Source organism: Paenibacillus castaneae (assembly GCF_002884445.1).
In the GTDB taxonomy this organism is placed as follows: domain Bacteria; phylum Bacillota; class Bacilli; order Paenibacillales; family Paenibacillaceae; genus Pristimantibacillus; species Pristimantibacillus castaneae.
Map to the genome: position 1 here is coordinate 727523 of NZ_KZ614144.1, position 18719 is coordinate 746241.

Below are 18719 nucleotides of genomic sequence, written 5' to 3' on the forward strand. Positions count from 1 at the left end.
GCACAAGCGGCAATGCCCGAGGTGCTTGTACCGTCCCATGATATAGCTCGCGGCGGCGTTTCTATACAGCTCGATGGCGTGTCCAAAAAATTCGGCGACAAGACGGTCATAAGCGATCTCTCTCTGTCGATCGAGCCGGGAAAATTCATCGTGATTGTAGGCAGAAGCGGATGCGGCAAGAGTACGCTGCTCCGGCTGCTGGCTGGACTTGATAGTGTTACTTCTGGCTCGTTAATGCGCCAGGAACAGAAGGTAACAGGTATTGACCAGGATACTCGCTTTATGTTTCAGGACGCGAGATTGCTGCCTTGGCTATCCGTGCTCGATAATGTGAAGATCGGAGTGGCTGGAGCAAGCACGTCTGATGCAGATCGAAAGGCTTATTCCGCACTCCAATTGGTGGGACTGGAGGATCGTGCCAAGGAATGGCCGTCAGTGCTGTCGGGTGGTCAGCGCCAGCGGATCGCTTTGGCTAGAGCTCTGGTTGGCCACCCGCATCTATTACTATTTGATGAGCCGCTTGGAGCACTCGATGCGTTAACGCGTATCGATATGCAGCGGCTTATCGCACGGTTGTGGGAAGCACGCGGTTTTACTGCTGTTTTGGTTACACATGATGTTAGCGAGGCGGTTGCATTGGCTGATCGTGTAATCCTCATTGAAGAGGGCCGTGTTGCACTCGATATTCCAATTACTCTTGCTAGGCCGCGTGTGAAGGATAGTGGATTCGCGCATTTCGAGAAACTGATCTTGGATCGAGTGCTTACGCCTGAAGGTCTAGCCGACAGTAGACGGGATGAGGTTATGTTTGATATTTAGCTATGGAAGCAATTGTGATGAAATAATGAGCTTTACTATTTATACGGTTAATTTCTGTCGATGCAGAAATTAACCGTATTTAGTTATGTACATAAAGCCCTAGAAGAAATGAAACCGAAACAGGAGGAGAATTACTGTGATACATATGATCCAACTGCAATGACCTTGTTGATTAGGCTTTTCTCATATTTTTATGCGCAACCAATGAACTAGATTAAGCGTCTAATTGCTGGAAGCAATATTATATCAGATAGGGGAATTTGGACGCATGAAATCGGCAAAATGGACCATATGGCTGCTTATATTCGCTTTATGCATGACCATGTCTGCACCAGTCAGTCAAGCAGCTCAAGCTGCGGGTATTCGCATTATTCTGAATGGAAAAGTTATTGAGAGTGAAATTTCGCCGTTCATCCTTCCAAAGGTTAACGTAACGATGGTACCACTGCGCATTATCAGTGAGGAGCTTGGAGCCATTGTGAACTGGAATGCTGTGAAGCAGATAGCAACCATTCAGGGTAAGGGTAATGTTAATAAAACCATTACGATGACGAGCGGCAGCACTATTGCCACAGTGAATGGGGAGAGCATTAAGCTGGATGCTGCTGCACAGGTGAAAGCTGGGCGGACGATGGTTCCACTTCGGTTCGTCAGCGAGCAGCTAGGATTAATTGTAAATTGGAATCAGAAGGAGCAGCTCATTACATTATTATCAAATTTAATTGATAATGAACCGGAGGATATCACACAGCCGACACCACCAGATACGGGAACGGGTAATGGGGCTGTGACGGAGCTGCGGGGAGCATGGGTTTCTACTGTTTATAATTTGGACTGGCCTTCCACAGCATCCTATAAAAATACAGCGAAGCAGAAGGATGAATTCATCAGTCTGTTGAATGATTTGCAAGGGATGGGGCTCAATTCCGTATTTGTTCAAATTCGTCCTTCAAGCGACGCTTTTTATCCATCCAAATTTGCTCCTTGGTCGAAATATTTGACTGGTAGTCAGGGTATTGCCCCTGATTATGATCCGCTTGCTTTTATGATTGAGGAGGCACATAAGCGGAACATGGAGTTTCACGCCTGGTTCAATCCATTTCGAGCAAGTGTAGATGCGAAAATGGATCAATTATTCGATACTCATATCGTGAAGCAGCAGGCAGGATGGATTGTGAACGCTGGAGACAAGCTGTACATTAATCCGGGCATCCCACAGGCGCGCCAGTATATTATTGATACGATAATGGAGGTTGTGAATGGTTACGATATTGATGGCGTCCATTTGGATGACTACTTCTATCCATCGAATGTGGAGTTTGCGGATGATGCGACCTTTAAGCTCTATAACACTGGGAAAATTCTGATCAAAGCGGATTGGCGCCGCAATAATATTAATGAATTTGTCCGTCAGCTTGGTGAGTCTATTCATGCAGCCAAGCCGCAGGTAAGCTACGGCATTAGCCCATTCGGCGTTTGGCGCAATAAGTCGGTGGATAAAACAGGCTCGGATACGCAAGCTGGTATGACAGCTTATGACAGTACATATGCAGATGTACGGACCTGGATCAAGAAAGGCTGGATTGATTATGTTACTCCACAAATATACTGGAGCCTTTCCTTCACTAAAGCAAGGTACGATACGCTGGTAGACTGGTGGGCAGAAGAAGTGAAGGGAACGGGAGTTAAGCTTTATATCGGGCACTCACCGTATAAGCTGGGAACGACCGAAGCGGGCTGGCAAAGTGCTCAGGAGATCATCAACCAGCTTGAGTACAATAAAAGGAATTCAGAAGTAAAAGGTGACATCTACTTCAGCGCCAAGGATCTTCGGAAAAACCCGCTCGGTATTAAGGATGCATTAAGTACTTATTATTCGAAATAGACGACAATACGGTACTGATATTTATTTTTTTATAAAAACACAGGGGCCGGGTTTTCCTTTAACGAGGAAACCCGGCCCTTCATTTAAGGAATGTTCTTCTCTAAGTCAGCCGAATGAGTGATTCGGTTTCTCCCGTTATTCTTAGAGCTATAGAGTGCTTGGTCAGCTTTGTTAAGCAGGGTTTGCTCTGTATCCTCCTGCGAAATAGTCGCAACACCAATACTAACCGTTATATTGTATTCTCCCCAATGTGCGTTCTCCGTCTTGGAGCGGTATCTTTCTGCTGCGATTAGCGCCTTCTCTTGATTCGTATTCGGAAGAATAATGACGAATTCCTCACCGCCATACCGAGCAACTATGTCAATTTCTCGCGATGTGGACTCAAGTAATCGTGCTAGCTGGGTCAGAACTAAATCGCCTACCGGATGCCCGAAGTTGTCATTTATATATTTGAAATGATCAATATCAATAATAAATAGCGAGAAGGGCTGCTGTGTTCGTTGAAATAATGCGATGTTAGCAAGTAAGCTTTCTTGGAAAAACCGTCTATTATTTAGTCCGGTTAATGGGTCTGTGGAAGCTAGTGATTCTAGCTTGTGATTTAAGCTGATCAATTCCTGCTGCTTCGTTTCGTATTCTTGATGTAATAATTCAAGTTTTTTGTTCGCTTCATTAGTGGCTTTATACAATTCCTCTAATTTTGTTTTGGACTGGAGAATATCTTTCTCATGCTCGATCCGCTTACGCATCTCAACAACCACGCAATCGATAAACATTTCTCCATCACGCTCTTGTCGAATTCCATTCAGAAGCACAGGCACATCTTGATGATCACTTGTTCTAAACGAAAAGTACATTTCATTCACATGCCCGTACAATTGAATAAATGGATAAAAATACGTGTGAAAAAACATTTTGTTCGTGACAGACATTGTGGATTCAATATGTCGATCAAGCAATTCATGCCGCTCATAGTGGAGCATATTCAAAAATGTTTGATTGACCGATTGAAGCAGCCCTTTGCTCGAAATAGAAAAATAGCCGCAGGGGGCATAATTTAATTGGGAATCCATTTAACTACTGCCTTTCTCCAGGTACTATTTGCTGGCTAAGTATTGTTTAATCAACTGTGTCGTCTCTTCTGGGTGACTTAAGTGCGGATAATGGCCTGTAGCAGCCATATGCCGAAGTGTACTGTTCTTAAGATGGGAATGTAAGTAGTCACCTACCTCGATTGGAGCAATACTATCGTCTGAGCATTGAAGAATCAGTGTAGGGATCGAAGCCTGCACAAGATTATCACGACAATCGGATAAGAAGGTTACTTCAGCAAATTGCCGTGCAATGTATGGATCTCTTGAACAGAAGCTTTTTTCCAATTCGTCGGATAATTCCTTTCGGTCCGAATTCTGCATGACAATAGGAGCAAGATAGCTTGCCCAACCAATAAAATTCATCTGCATCATATGAAGTAATTCATCTATTTCGTTCCTATTAAAACCTCCATAATAATCAGGTAGGTCATTTAGATAGCGAGGCGAAGGTCCTAGCATAATAATTCTTTCGAAATATTTCGAATCACGAATGGAAGCTAGCAATCCAATCATGCTACTAACGGAATGCCCTACGAATATGGCATTTCTTAAATTCAACGTTTCCATAATTTCAATGACATCTTGCGCATAACCATGTAAGTCTCTGTATTTGTCTGATTGATAATAATCTCTTTGTGATTCTCCTGAGCCCACATAATCAAACAGAATGATACGATAATTTTCCTCGAAGCTAGGAACGATGTAACGCCACATGTCTTGATCGCAACCGAAGCCATGAGCGAATATAATCGGCTGATCGCCCTTGCCAAACACTTTTACGTTATTGCGTAGTAGAATGTCGATAGTCATCGAAAATCCCCTTTCTGAGGTAGCACTATGCTGCTAATGTTCATTATATCTGATTAGAGCGGGAAATGGATTATTAATCTAATTAATAATCTTGGCCAGCATCAGCAGCTCTTGATCCTCGCTAGCGAACGGAGAAATGTAAGGAAATAAATGTTATATCATGTTATTATTATACAATGTAATATTAATCAAATTTTAAGTTATTTTTGAAATAAAAAACTGTGAGCGGAATTGGATGTGCGTTATTTTATCTAAATAAGAAAGGGGTTAATGACATGAAGAAAATTGAAATAAAAGAAATTGGAGCAAAAAGTGCCTTTAAAGCAACCGTATATTTATCGCTTATTCCATTAGCTTTCATGAGTGCCATTGGAATTTTAATTACGATTATCGGATTAGCGATAGGTCAATCAGCCATGTTGGTAGCAGGAATCCCTTACATCATATTACCTATTATATTTCTTTTTATTTACGGTCTGATTGGAATGCTAAGTGCTTTTATCTATAGTAAATTTGCCATGAAATTCGGAGGTCTAGAAATAAGTGTTGAAGAGAAGGACCAGAAATAGATAGATACTAACTCAAGCTGATTCAAGTTAAGAAGCATGAAAAGAGCCGTTAAGGTGCATGTTGAGATATGGATACTATTCCCGCCCAGGGCTAGTCCATATACAGCATGCCTTAACGGCTCTTGTTCTTCGTCCGGTTCGCTGACTTTCGGAAGGCGGGGGGTATCTTTTTTTTACCGTTTTTGTGTATATTAGTACCTACAAGAATGGGGACAGGGGTGCAAGGCATGAACCGTTTCGGACAGATGAATACATTGCGCAATCAAATTTTCCTGGGTTTCATGCTCGTTATGATCATTGTGCTTGGGGCGGTTAGTTTTTTTATGTATGATCAGGTGTCGGTTCTGCTGCGCAATAATGCGGAAAAACATATTCAACAAACGGCTGTACAAGCGACTGGCAAGCTGGATGTGCTGCTGCGTCAGATTGATACGTTTACGATGCAGGTGGCGACCAATGCAACGATTCAGCGCCTTATGACACAGGAGATGGAAGGAAGTAAAATTAGCTTTGACGAGCAGCAGTCTTTGCAGCATGAGGTGAGAAAGCAGGAAGCTTACGCAACGGGTATTCGTTCCTTGGAGCTGTACACGACGGACTATCGGATGCTGTTTCCTCTTACGGACATTAGCTTGGATAGCCGAGTGCCAATGGAATGGATAAACGAAGCGGATGAGGGAAAAGGAACGCTCGTCTGGTTCGGTATGAACCCTCGGTACCCCGATTCAATCGTTGCGATCCGTCATGTTCGGCTTATCGACCATTCGTTTTCGGATGCTGGTTATTTAATGGTGCAAATTGATAAAAATTATTTTGAACTTACGGACGCAAATGGAAGCGATGACAATGAAACTAGTGAAATGATGGGATTATTTGATGCTAACAACCAGACCATTACTTCCGACTTTTCCAAGCAAGTAGATGTGGAGAAGATGTTGAAGCAGGGAGATGAGACGGTAACGCTGGACGGCGAGAAATACATGGCAATCGAGAAGCAATCGGAAGCAACAGGCTGGAAAATTATTATTTTGACACCCTTAAAATACGCTACTGAGGGCATTTCGGTTTTGCGGACCGTTATTATCGTTTCAAGTATGGTCGGCTGCTTGCTATTTCTATTTTTAACTTTTATTTTGTCGACGATGATTACGCGGCCGATTCTAAATTTAATTAAAGTGATGCGAAATGCCAAATTTGGTACGCTCAGGCCGATTCCGGTTACCTCGAAGACCATGGAAATTAATGAACTCAATAATACGTATAATCAAATGGTTGTCTCCCTGAATGATTTGATAGATGTTGTTTATCAGAAGGAAATTATTCAAAGCCGGACAGAGCTCAAAGCGCTGCAGGCGCAGATCAACCCTCACTTTTTGTTCAACACGCTGGAAGCATTCTACTGGGCGCTTGACGAGAAGGGGGAAGAGGAGCTGGGCCAAGTCGTCATTGCGATGTCAGGTTTGTTCAGATACGTCATTTCACGTGCAGACGAGGACGAGTGGGTAACGGTCGGAGATGAGCTTGACCATGCGGAGCGGTATTTGAGAATTATGGATATGCGAATGGTCGACAGGCTGACCTGGAAAATTGAAGCTGATGAGAAATGCCGTAGTATACCGATTCCGAAGCTGCTTATTCAACCGCTTGTAGAAAACGCTATCCTGCATGGCGTCGAGCAGCGGATTGGGGCGGGAACTGTGACCATTCGAGTGGGGCCGTCCGCGCGTCCGGGCTTTACTCGAATTGCCGTAATAGATAACGGCCCAGGCATGGATGAGGAGAAAATTCAGGCTTTATATACAGCAATGGACAAAGGACATGATCATTCTTCCTTCAAGGGTACTGGTGTTGGCATAAGCAATGTGGAAAGAAGATTGAAGCTCTATTACATTTCTGACAGCAACGGGTTGGAAATTCAAAGTGAGAAAGGCTTTGGAACAACCATTACCTTTGAAGTACCGAATGAACATGGGAGGAGTATAGCTAATGAAGACCATTCTAATCGTCGATGATGAACCGAGAACAAGAGAAGGCGTACGAAAAGTGCTGGAGTCTTGGTCGACAGGGCAGTATCGTATTGAAACAGCATCAAACGGAATTGAAGCGCTTGATTGGTTGAAGGAACATGATGCCAACTTGCTTATCACTGACATTCGTATGCCTGAGATAGGCGGACTGGATTTGGTCGAGCGTATAATCGAACTGCCGAATCCTCCCGTTGTCATTATTATTTCAGGTCACCCGGAATTTGATTATGCACAGAAAGCACTGCAGTTCGGAGTGCTTGAATATCTACTGAAGCCTTTGGATAAGACTAAACTCATTAAAGCAGTTGAAACGGCTATGAAGAGGGAAGAAAGCAAGCATAGGATAGAGCGAATGGAGAAGCTGGTGGATTCGAAACTGCTAGACAGCATGGGAGAAGAAGATAGCTACAGCCCTCAGGTGCAAGAAGCGATTCTGTATTTAAAAGAACATTTGCATGAACCGCTCACCATGCGCGATACGGCAGAGCATTTACACATGAATGCAAGCTATCTTAGCGTGCTGTTTAAGGAGCAGACGGGCATAACGTTTAGTGATTATTTGACAAGGCGAAGAGTGCAAAGAGCCAAGGAATTGCTGTCCAGCACAAGACTTACGATAGCTGATATTGCGGATCAAGTCGGCTATCAAACGGCGAAATACTTTGTAAAGGTTTTTCGCTCACTGGAAGGAATGAGTCCGGGTCAATATCGCAAAACCATCGCGCATTCCGAAGAGACAATCCAATAAAAGTAGTATTATCTCCAATTCATATACCCTTACGATGCTATCTTCATGTTGTTAAACTAGATTTGTAAAGATCAAATCTATCACCAGCAGAAAAGGGGTTGTAAACGTGTTCAAAAAGAAATGGACGGTTCTGTTATTGACTCTATGCCTTGCACTCGTAGCAGCAGGTTGTGGTCAAAAGTCGAATAATGGCGACAAGGATACTTCAAGCGACGGGGCAAATAAGAATGGATCAGACAAGGTGACGGTCAACTTTATGCATTTGTGGCCTGAAGGCGTTTCCGCGGGCCAGAACAAGATTGTAAATCAAATTATTACCGAATATCAGAATGAACATCCTAACGTTAAGATTAAGCAAGAAGTACTTGATAATGAACAATATAAGAATAAATTGAAAGTGCTTTCAGCTTCTAATCAGCTGCCGGATGTAGGCGTTACTTGGGCTGCAGGCTTTCTTCAGCCTTATGTAGAGGGCAAGCTGTTCACCCCGCTTGATGATCTTCTGGGCGGAGAGCTGAACGGTAAATTCGTTAACGGTACGACGGAAGCGTATGCAGTGGACGGTAAAACATATGGTCTTCCACTCGAATTCAACATTTCGCCGATTTATTACAACAAAGCGATTTTTGAAAAATACAATCTAGAAGTACCGACAACGTACGATCAATTTAAGCAAGTTGTGAAAACGCTATCTGAGAACGGCATCGCGCCGATCACTCTCGGTAACAAGGATCGCTGGACGGGTTCGCTTTGGTACATGTACCTTGCAGACCGCTTTGCAGGACAAGAAGCATTGGCTAATGCCATCAATGGTTCTGGGTCATTTAAGGATGAAAATCTAGTAAAAGCTGCTAACGAGGTTCAAGCGCTAGTGGACAGCAATGCATTCGTGAAAGGCTTCAATGGCTTGTCGAATGAAGAAGCGAAATCGGAATTCCTTAACAGCAAGGCTGCGATGTACATGATGGGTACATGGGAGCTTCCAAACTTCACAACGAATGAAGACATTCCTAAAGAATTCCGCGACAGCGTTGGATTCTTCAAATTCCCAACGGTAGATGGCGGCAAAGGTGACATCAACAGCTGGGTAGGTGGTCCGGGTGTCGGACTATTCGTAGCAGAAAACTCCAAAGTTAAAGCAGAAGCGAAAGCTTTCGTCGAATATTTTGTAGAGAAATGGGGAGAGCAAGCCGTTACAGGAGCGGGTGTTATTCCTGCAACGAAAGTGGATACTTCCAAGCTTGATCTGCCGCAGCTGTACGTTGATCTGTTCAATGAAATGAGTAAAGCAAGCAGCATCACCTTATTTGCAGACGTTCAAATGCAAGCGAATGCCGCTGAGACGCATCTTAATTTGATTCAATCCTTATTCGGCAAAGCTGTGACGCCAGAGAAATTTTCTGAAGAGCATGATGCAGCCATTTCCAAAGGAAACTGACAGCTTCTAGAACAGGGAGCAGGGAAAGAAGCTTATCCAGCACTTAAGGCTGGGTAGGCTTCATCTCCCGGATGATGAGAAAGGAGTCGGTAAATTTGGATAAGGTAATGTCGAATAAATGGATAATCGCACTATATGTGCTGCCTTCTCTGCTTCTAATATTGGCTATTGTATACATTCCGATTGTTCTAACGGGTTATTATGGATTAAATAAATGGAACGGCATCGGAGCAATGAATTTTATCGGTTTGGATAATTATCAGGCCCTGATTAAGGATAAATTGTTTTGGAACAGCGCGGGCCATTCCCTTCTACTAGCTGTATTTTCGGGCATTAGTCTTATCCTTTACTTAATTATTGCGATGGTACTATCCGCCAAGTTAAAGGCAGTGAACTTGTTCCGCAAAATTTATTTGATTCCAATGCTGCTGTCATCCGTAGCGATTGCACAGCTCTGGCTGAAAATTTTTCATCCAACGAATGGAATTCTGAACAGTCTTCTGGAATCCATTGGATTCGCAAATCCTCCCGCATGGCTCGCTGAGCCTTCGATTGTGTTATTTGCTTTGTTTATACCAATCCTATGGCAGTATGCGGGCTTCTATATTTTGATTTATTATGCTGCACTTAAGAACATTCCGGCTTCATTGGAGGAAGCAGCGAAGATTGACGGTGCGAATGCATTCCAAATCGCCTACAAAATCAAGCTTCCGCTCGCAATGGAAGTCATTAAGGTAACGATCGTACTTGCCGTCGTTGGATCGCTTAAATACTTTGATCTGATCTATGTCATGACGGATGGAGGGCCGAATGGCTCTAGTGAAGTAATGGCATCCTATATGTATCACCAAGCTTTCCGGGCGTATGATTTCGGCTATGGCAGTGCTATTGGGTTCTTCCTGCTCGTCATATGTCTAATCGTAACTTGGATCATCCGTAAATTGACTGCTTCAAAAGATACGATCCAATATTCGTAAGGAGGGACGCTTCATGATGTCTGGAACTGCAGAACAGCTTGGGGGCGGGGCGAAAAACTCCCGCGCGGGATTAGTAAGCCTGGGCTATACCTTGTTGTATATCGTACTAATCGCCGTTGCCATATTACAAGTTTTCCCGCTCGTATGGCTGCTGTTTTTCTCGCTGAAAAACAATCAGGAAGTGTTCAATCTTCCTCCGCTGTCGCTGCCGATGAATCCAAGGTGGGAAAACTACGAGAAGGTATGGAGCGCTGGCAATATTGACGTTTATTTTTTGAACAGTGTTTGGATTACGGTCGTAACGACAGTAATTACAATTGTTCTGGGAAGTCTGGTTACGTATGCGATTACTCGCATGAAATGGAAGGGAAGCTCATTCGTACTAGGCTTGTTCATGGTGGCGATGATGATTCCGGTCCATTCGACGCTAATCCCGTTGTTCAGCATTTTTAATAAGCTTCATTTAATTGATCATCCATTGTCACTCATATTGTCATATGTGGCGTTCAATATGCCGATTACCATCATGATTCTGCTGGGGTTCTATTATGCTCTGCCGCGTGAAGTGGAAGAAGCGGCTGTTATTGATGGATGCTCCGTGAACCGCGTTTTTTTCCGGATTGTATTGCCGATGACAGGCTCTGTTATTGCTACGACAGGAATCATTAACATGATTTACAACTGGAATGAATTTATATTCGTCAACACATTCATCAGCTCGGACGCTTATAAGACGCTCACGGTAGGCGTACAGAACTTCATAGGTCAATATACAACGGACTGGGGAGCAATCGGCGCAACACTTATGATCAGCATTTTGCCGATTCTGATTGCATTTCTTTTCCTAAGTGACCGTATTGTTGAAGGTATCGCAGCAGGCTCGGTCAAAGGTTAATGCAGTGAGACTGTCTATTATGTCAAAGAAAGCTGGACAAAACTTTTCGCTAAATAAGCGGTAAGTTTTGCTCAGCTTTTTTGTTGTTATTTGAATATACCTGTAAATGAGGTTTCGAAAGTCATCAGACGAGCCAGGGAAGTAGAATGGAAGATGAAGGGATTAATAAGGTGTTGTCGAATCTAATATCGATATGGCCAATTACCAATAAGCTCAACATCTTGTCTAATTATGATGTGGTCAAATAGCTGACCTATAATATCGCATACAATAAGTCCATTCAAGATTATTTGCTGGATGAGGACATGTTAGTTGGCATCGCCGGAAGGCCAAATTACGACGAAATACGGCATTGAAGGCGTGGATTGGGAAGCTAACGGCGATAAAGTCATATGCAGACGAAACAATGAATTCGATCAGAATGGAAGTCTTGTAATGAAGGCTTCCATTGTGATCCTTCTTTAGACGATCGAATAGATGCTTGCACCTAAATGCATCTGGAGGAAAAGGAGAATGATAAATGGTTTCCAAAGCAGAGGTTTGGTTAAGTTCAGAGAAAGACCCCGGACAATTTTCTTGGTTTGACGGTCCAAAACCCATTCTATATCGTAATAGCCAACAGCCCGATCTGGTATTAACCGCTCCCGAGACGGAAGCTCTAACGACGATTTCCGTTTATCCGGATATCGTGTATCAGGAAATTCTCGGATTTGGCACTTCGATGGAAGAAACAACCGTATTTAATATGTCGAAAATGAGCCGTACGAAAAAAGAAGAACTCTATAAAGCTCTTCTAGACAAGAAAGACGGCGCCGGGTTCGACTTCATTCGAATTACGCTCGGAACTTCCGATTTCACGGCACGAACATTTTATTCTTATAATGATTTAGAGCAAGGGGAGAGTGACTTTGAACTCGAGAAGTTCTCGATCCAGAAGGACATCGATTTCGGAATCGTAGATACGATTCAGAACATGCTGAAGCTGTCGCCGGATTTGAAGATTTTTGCCTCTTCCTGGTCTCCTCCAGCGTGGATGAAAACAACGGAAAGTCTGCAAAAAGGGGAATTGAAAGAGGGTAAAGCGTTCACCGACGTATTAGCAAAATATTATCGCAAGTCGATCCAAGCTTATAAAGAGCAAGGAATTCCTATTTACGCAATAACGCTTCAAAACGAACCCTTGCTTGAAATTGAATATCCAAGCTGCTTCATGAGCCCTGAGCGTCAAAGAGAGCTCGTTGTCGCTACAAGAAAAGAACTCGACGAACACGGATTGGATACAAAAATCTGGATATTCGATCATAATTTCTACGAAAGCTGGATGTATGTGCCCCCGATCCTCAATGACGCGGAGGGCTATGCCGCTACGGCTGGCATCGCTTTTCACGATTATAACGGCCAGCCCACGTGCATGACCGAGATCAAAAGCGCTTACCCCGAGAAAACGATGCATATGACGGAACGCACCGTATGGGGAACCTATGGAGCTGATCGCATCGCCCAGTATTTCCGCAATTGGGCCTCGAGTTATAACGCGTGGGTTACAATGCTCGATAGCCGTATCGGAACGCACCAATGGGTCGATACGCCCGGAGCGACGATGATCATTCAAGATGCGTCGGACACGGAGCAGTACTGGATGACTCCTGAATACTATCTATTAGGCCAATTCTCGAAATTCATTCAACACGGAGCTCGGAGAGTGGAAAGCAACTATGGATCAACGGATACCGTAACCAATGTGGCCTTCTATAATCCGGACCATACGTTGGTTGTCGTTGCTATCAACCAAACGGATAACGAGCAAAAATTCCGTATCTTATGTGATGGAAAGCAAATTACGGCGAACATACCGGCTAAAACCGTGGCCACTTATCGTTGGAAACGATGAGAGCCGATATAAACATTATTTCATTTCTAGTAAGTCAAACAGAGGGGAAGTGAGTAAACGGCGTGATTCGCATTTTTGATAGTGAAGAGGAACTGGCCCAGGAAATTGCGAACGAAATGCGGCATTGCCTGATCCAAGACGAGCATCCCGTTTTTTGTCTGGCATCCGGCAATACTCCGCAGAAGAGCTACCGAAAATTTGCCGATGAGCTCGATACCGACAGCAGAATTAAAGACCTTAGGATCGTCAGTCTCGATGAATGGATTGGAATCGATCGAAGCTCAGAGGGCAGTTGTTATCAGATGTTGAACGAAGATCTGTTCTCGCTTGTTCCGCTGGATAGCTCCCAGATTACATTCTTCGATGGGACGAAGGTAGATTTGCAACAAGAATGTTTACGAATTGATCGCTATATCGAGGAGTTTCCTATTACGTTCAGTCTAATGGGGGTGGGAATGAACGGACATATCGGATTAAATGAACCGGGCTCCCCAGTACAGGGCCGCAGCAGCATCGTGGACTTATCGGACATAACCCGTGAAGTGGCCCAGAAATATTTCAGGAACCCAACGGTACTGGAGAAAGGGATCACGCTTGGTTTAGGACAAATTGTCCGAAGCCGGAGAGTGATCGTGGCGATTACCGGCGAACGAAAAGCTGAAATCGTCAGAGATATCTTCACCGAGCCGGAAGCGAAGCTGCCGGCTCAGGAACTGCTCGGGTACGCGCATATTGATTTCTTCTTAGATTCGAAAGCGGCGAAATATATTGAAGGCACTAACAACTGAGGAGTACGAACCATGAATGAATGTGTGATCGGTGTAGATATTGGAGGCACGAATATCAGGGTCGGATTGGTGAATGAGAATCTCGAATTAACGAGGAAACAGACGGCCCTAACGGATAGCTTCGGGAGCGCTGATGCGTTATTTGCTGGAATCCGGCAGATGATCGAGTTTGTCGATGAAGACCGGAGAGCTCGCAGGATCGGGATCGCTATGCCCGTGCCCTGGAGGAACGGCGCCGAATACATCGTGGATGCGACTAACATCCCTTGTTTGGAGAACATGCCGATTGAAACAATTCATACGTACTTTCCAGGTTACGAGGTTTATTTTGAAAACGATGTGAATGTGATTGCAATTCTAGAATCAGAGCAAGGAGTCTCAAAGGGCTGCAGCCATTCGATGTACATTACCGTAAGCACTGGAATCGCGAGCGGTATGATTGTGCACAACGAAATTTACCATGGCGCGCACGGGTATGCCGGAGAGATCGGGAGCATGATTATTTCTGAAGAGAATCGAAACAACAGAGCCTCAAGCGACGGTACACTCGAAACGCTATGCAGCGGCAAAGCTTTGCTGGAAGTGAGCAGAGAACTGTTCGGTCCCGACGCCACGACGAAAACCCTGTTCGAGCAATATCATTGTCAAGATGTCAGAGCGACAGCAGTCATCGAGTTGTGGGTGGACCGATTCTCCAGCGCAGTAGCCTCGCTCATCCAGACGATGGATCCCGATATTGTTGTGATAGGTGGAGCCGTCCTGGACAATAACCCGTGGCTGATCGATCAAATGAGGGAGATCGTTAGAGGAAGAGTTCTACATCATCTAAGAGACCGCATCCGCATTGTGCGTCCAGTATTCGGTTCGGATAGTGGCTTGATTGGTGCCGGTTACATAGCGCTGAAACGATCTCGACAGGCCTTGCAACGATAAACAGATCAAAGGAGTTGGACAACTATGAAAAGAATGAAAATTGCATTAATCGGTGCAGGAAGCGTTTCATTTGCGTTAGGGGCTCTGCAGGATATCGTGCTGTCCCCGCGTTTGAAAACAGAGGTGGATCTCGAAATCGCGCTCATGGATATCGAATCGTCCCATGTGAACCGGACCTACCAATATGCGACGGAAATGTTCACTTCCTTCTCCCATCCGGCAAACATTTGGCAGACTACTCATTTGGAGCAAGCGCTCCAGGATGCCGATTTTGCAATCGTCGCCATCGAAGTGAACCGCTACTTCTATTGGTCTCAGGATTTCCACATTCCGCGCCGCTACGGCAGCAAGCAAATCTATGGGGAAAACGGCGGACCGGGGTCGATGTTTCATACGCTCCGCAACCTGGGACCTATGCTCGAAATCGCTCGGACGATGGAGAAAGTATGCCCGAATGCCTGGTTCATCAACTATACGAACCCGGAAGCGAAATTAGTTGAAGCTATCTCCAAATTGACCTCTATTAAGGTCGTAGGGCTGTGTCATGGTCTCGACATGGGCATTCATCAGCTGTGCGATTTTTTGGAGATGAAACCGGAGGAAATCGGCATCGAAGGCGGCGGCTTAAACCACTTCGGCTTCTTCACCAAGATTTGGGATAAAGTGACAGGCAAGGATTTGTACCCGCTGTTCCACGAAAAGGAGCAAAAGGCCAACCGATTGTCGCATTTCGAGCATTACGCGCTATCCAGGACGATGTATCAAATTTACGGCTATTACCCGTACCCTGGAACGAATCACGTCGGAGAATATATTTCGTATGCGGAGGATTTCTACGCAGGCTTGTCACTGCAATTCCGATATGATCCGATGCGGGAGCAGCCGTGGAAGCAAGGCTCGAGAACGCCGGAATTTGTCTATTGTGCAAACGGAAGCACCTTGGATAAGGGACTGTTCGAGAAAGTTCAGACGCAGGAGTCGTGGGTGGAACAGGCTTATACGTTCAATAAGGAGAACGTTCGATCAAGTCAGGAATATGCTATTCCGATTATTGAAGCGATTTTCTTTGATGACGAGATTCTACTCAATGCCGTCAACTTACCGAATGAAGGGGCCATTAAAGGGCTGCCCGACGATATGGTCGTCGAAACCCAAGCCATCGTGAATGGGCAGGGAATTACCTTGAAGCCGATGACTGTTGAACTGCCAACGGCAATTATCGGAACAATCCACATTCAAGGGACAATTCATCAGCTGTTGTTGGAGGCTTTTGAAGAAAAGTCGAAAACGAAGCTGCTTCAAGCGATTCTACTGGACCCTCAAGCACCGACCTATTATCAGTCCTGCGCCATGATCGATGAGATGTGCGAACTGCAGAAGGACATTCTGCCCACATTGGAATGGAAATAGCTTATGGATAACCTACAATTGCAAGAGTTACTGCAATCAATGACGTTGAAGGAGAAATTTGGACAGCTTACTCAAATTACCGGTGAACTCTATGCAGACGTTGATGATCGGGAATTGGTGGAAACAGGGCCTGAGTTCTCGCGTCATATGCTTGAGAACGACACGTTATATACAATCGGCAGCGTGATTGGAGCATCGAGCGCCAAGATAATTAATTTGATTCAATCGGAGTATTTAAAGAAGTCCAGGTTGAAGATCCCTCTGCTTTTCATGCATGATGCGATTCATGGCTACAAGACGATTTTCCCAATACCATTGGGACTGTCCTGCACTTGGGATGCAAGTGTCCTTCAGAAGGCGGCGGAGGAGACGGCGTCCGAACTGCGGGCTTCCGGCATCCATGTGAATTTTTCACCGATGGTGGACCTGGTTCGGGACTCTAGATGGGGCAGGGTGATGGAATCGTTCGGAGAGGATCCTCTTCTGTCTGGCGATCTAGGAAAGGCCATGATCAAGGGCTATCAGAAGATTCGGGAAGGGCAAATCACCCCAACCGGAGTTGCGGCATGCTTGAAGCACTTTGCGGCTTATGGTGCGGGGATCGGCGGTAAAGACTATAATACCGTTGACATGTCCCTTAGAGAATTTTTTGAGAACTTCGGCAAGCCTTACGAGATCGCTTTGGAGGAAGAGCCGAGATTCGTGATGAGCTCGTTTAACACATTTAACGGTGTTCCTGTGACTGCCAGCCAAACGATGTTAAAAGACATCCTGCGCGAACGATATCAATTTGACGATTTGGTCATTTCCGACTGGGGTGCGGTTGCAGAGCTGCAAAACCACCGAGTGGCTCAGGACGGCAGGGAAGCGGCGGAATTGGCGTTAAGTGCGGGCGTAGATATCGAGATGGTCTCGACATTGTACCTGGAGCATTATGAAGCGATTATCGAACAGCACCCGCAGCTGCTTAAGGATGTGGATGCGGCTGTCCTGAAAGTGCTGCAGCTCAAAAATGAATTGGGCCTTTTTGATAACCCATATGCAGACGAAAGCTTGGAACAAGAAGTTATCATGAATGCCATGTCTCTGGAGGCTGCCGAAGAAGCGGCCCGCAGAAGCTGTGTATTGTTGAAAAATGAGAACAGCATGCTGCCACTGCGCAAGGAGTACAAAAACGTTATTCTCGTGGGACCGTTCGCTGGCACGAAAGAGCTGCTCGGCAATTGGGCATGTAAAGGAAGCTTCGATGATGTCGTTTCTCTTGCAGAAGGCTTAATGCAGGCGGATGATTCGCTCACAGTAGCTGCATATGAAACGCTGGAGGATTGTCCGAAGAACGAGTTGGACAAGTGCGATTATATTATCGCAGCGATCGGGGAGCATTGGGGACTTAGCGGAGAGGGCCACAGCAGCGTTAAGCTTGAACTGGAGGATCGGCAACAGCATCTAATCCGGGCTGTGAAGAACACCAATTTGCCGTACTCGTGCGTCTGCTTCTCCGGCCGTCCGTTAGCACTTCAAGATATCATCGATGATATTCCATCCTTGCTTTGGTGCTGGTATCCGGGAACTCGTGCAGGGGCGGCAGTTGCAGCGCTCCTCACTGGGCAGGCAACGCCATCGGGCAAATTAACGATGTCGTTTCCACGTTATTCGGCTCAAGCTCCAGTCTATTATAACGAATTTAGTACAGGCCGTCCGGCCAATGGATCCAGCTACAGCAGCAGATATCAGGATTGCGAGATCGGGCCGCTGTTCCCATTCGGACACGGTCTAACCTATACCGGAGCTGAATACTCTAATTTCGCGATATCAGGCCGTAAAATCACGGAGGATCAGGAACTTAAGGTAAGTTTCACAGTTCGTAATCCAAGCCGCTACGACTATTCGGAAATCGCAATTCTATATATCGAGGATTTGATATCCAAAACAGTTCGTCCAACACGTGAAATGAAATCATATCAGGTCGTTCAAGTACCTTCCTATGGAAAGGTTGACGTTGAACTGACTATCACCTTGGAAGATCTTAAGTATCTCAATGCTGATTTGCAGCGCACGGTCGAGCCGGGGGACTTCAGGATATACGTGAATAACCTTGATCATTCATTGTTTACGATCGAGTATTGAGCACATAGGCATCATTAGTCAACGACCGCTCCCGGTATTTCTATCGGGAGCGGTCGTTTGTGCGTGAAAGGATAGTTTCAATAAATGAAACTAATTGTGAGGAACGATTGCAGGCGAGCGAATTAATAACAAAATTTGAAACTATACACTGAATGTACTTGCTAAACCGGGCCGAAAGGATCGATTAGTTTCAGATCATGATCTGTAAGCGAGAAAATACGCTTGAAATAAGTTTCAAATACTGATACTAAGCGCATCTCACCCAGCATCAGCTGTTTGCTATTTGTCTGTAACTCTTATGCCTGGTG

16 protein-coding genes are annotated in these 18719 nt (G+C 45.1%); 14 read left to right on the forward strand and 2 right to left on the reverse strand.

The window, feature by feature from the left end; genetic code table 11:
* Positions 1-12 precede the first annotated feature (12 nt).
* The gene (locus CEF13_RS03100) at positions 13-819 is read left to right on the forward strand and encodes an ATP-binding cassette domain-containing protein (protein ID WP_102716183.1); all 807 of its coding nucleotides are present in this window, start codon (positions 13-15) and stop codon (positions 817-819) included.
* Between the two features lie 268 nt (positions 820-1087).
* Positions 1088-2704, forward strand: coding sequence for a family 10 glycosylhydrolase (locus CEF13_RS03105; protein WP_102709368.1), 1617 nt, complete (start codon positions 1088-1090; stop codon positions 2702-2704).
* Between the two features lie 83 nt (positions 2705-2787).
* On the opposite strand, the gene CEF13_RS03110 is transcribed toward CEF13_RS03105, so the two are convergent.
* Together CEF13_RS03110 and CEF13_RS03115 are read right to left on the reverse strand one after the other, a co-directional pair.
* A complete protein-coding gene (locus CEF13_RS03110) occupies positions 2788-3777 on the reverse strand; it encodes a sensor domain-containing diguanylate cyclase (protein ID WP_102709369.1) in 990 nt (329 codons plus the stop codon).
* A gap of 24 nt (positions 3778-3801) precedes the next feature.
* The gene (locus tag CEF13_RS03115; RefSeq protein ID WP_102709370.1) at positions 3802-4608 is read right to left on the reverse strand and encodes an alpha/beta fold hydrolase; all 807 of its coding nucleotides are present in this window, start codon (positions 4606-4608) and stop codon (positions 3802-3804) included.
* A gap of 275 nt (positions 4609-4883) precedes the next feature.
* On the opposite strand from CEF13_RS03115, the gene CEF13_RS03120 reads away from it, so the two are divergent.
* The 12 genes from CEF13_RS03120 (at position 4884) to CEF13_RS03170 (ending at position 18411) form a co-directional block, all read left to right on the forward strand.
* Complete coding sequence (locus tag CEF13_RS03120; protein WP_102709371.1) at positions 4884-5177, forward strand: hypothetical protein; 294 nt, start codon at positions 4884-4886, stop codon at positions 5175-5177.
* A 227-nt stretch (positions 5178-5404) separates the two neighbouring features.
* Positions 5405-7189: a cache domain-containing sensor histidine kinase gene (locus CEF13_RS03125; protein WP_102709372.1), complete on the forward strand. Its 1785-nt coding sequence runs from the start codon at positions 5405-5407 to the stop codon at positions 7187-7189.
* Positions 7164-7952: a response regulator transcription factor gene (locus CEF13_RS03130; protein ID WP_102709373.1), complete on the forward strand. Its 789-nt coding sequence runs from the start codon at positions 7164-7166 to the stop codon at positions 7950-7952. Before CEF13_RS03125 ends, CEF13_RS03130 begins: the two co-directional genes overlap by 26 nt.
* Positions 7953-8058: 106 nt before the next feature.
* Entirely contained in the window at positions 8059-9390 is a 1332-nt protein-coding gene (locus CEF13_RS03135; RefSeq protein ID WP_102709374.1) for an extracellular solute-binding protein, read from the forward strand.
* Positions 9391-9485: 95 nt separating this feature from the next.
* Positions 9486-10367, forward strand: a complete 882-nt coding sequence (locus CEF13_RS03140) for a carbohydrate ABC transporter permease (RefSeq protein ID WP_102709375.1) — start codon at positions 9486-9488, stop codon at positions 10365-10367.
* A 13-nt stretch (positions 10368-10380) separates the two neighbouring features.
* Positions 10381-11262: a carbohydrate ABC transporter permease gene (locus CEF13_RS03145; RefSeq protein ID WP_102709376.1), complete on the forward strand. Its 882-nt coding sequence runs from the start codon at positions 10381-10383 to the stop codon at positions 11260-11262.
* Between the two features lie 312 nt (positions 11263-11574).
* Complete coding sequence (locus CEF13_RS28670; protein ID WP_166742842.1) at positions 11575-11727, forward strand: hypothetical protein; 153 nt, start codon at positions 11575-11577, stop codon at positions 11725-11727.
* Positions 11728-11782: 55 nt separating this feature from the next.
* The gene (locus tag CEF13_RS03150; RefSeq protein WP_102709377.1) at positions 11783-13153 is read left to right on the forward strand and encodes a glycoside hydrolase family 30 protein; all 1371 of its coding nucleotides are present in this window, start codon (positions 11783-11785) and stop codon (positions 13151-13153) included.
* Between the two features lie 62 nt (positions 13154-13215).
* Positions 13216-13941: a 6-phosphogluconolactonase gene (locus tag CEF13_RS03155; RefSeq protein WP_102709378.1), complete on the forward strand. Its 726-nt coding sequence runs from the start codon at positions 13216-13218 to the stop codon at positions 13939-13941.
* A gap of 12 nt (positions 13942-13953) precedes the next feature.
* Positions 13954-14874: an ROK family protein gene (locus CEF13_RS03160; RefSeq protein ID WP_102709379.1), complete on the forward strand. Its 921-nt coding sequence runs from the start codon at positions 13954-13956 to the stop codon at positions 14872-14874.
* A gap of 24 nt (positions 14875-14898) precedes the next feature.
* Positions 14899-16284, forward strand: coding sequence for a family 4 glycosyl hydrolase (locus CEF13_RS03165; RefSeq protein ID WP_102709380.1), 1386 nt, complete (start codon positions 14899-14901; stop codon positions 16282-16284).
* Positions 16285-16287: 3 nt separating this feature from the next.
* The gene (locus CEF13_RS03170) at positions 16288-18411 is read left to right on the forward strand and encodes a glycoside hydrolase family 3 N-terminal domain-containing protein (protein WP_102709381.1); all 2124 of its coding nucleotides are present in this window, start codon (positions 16288-16290) and stop codon (positions 18409-18411) included.
* Positions 18412-18719 lie beyond the last annotated feature (308 nt).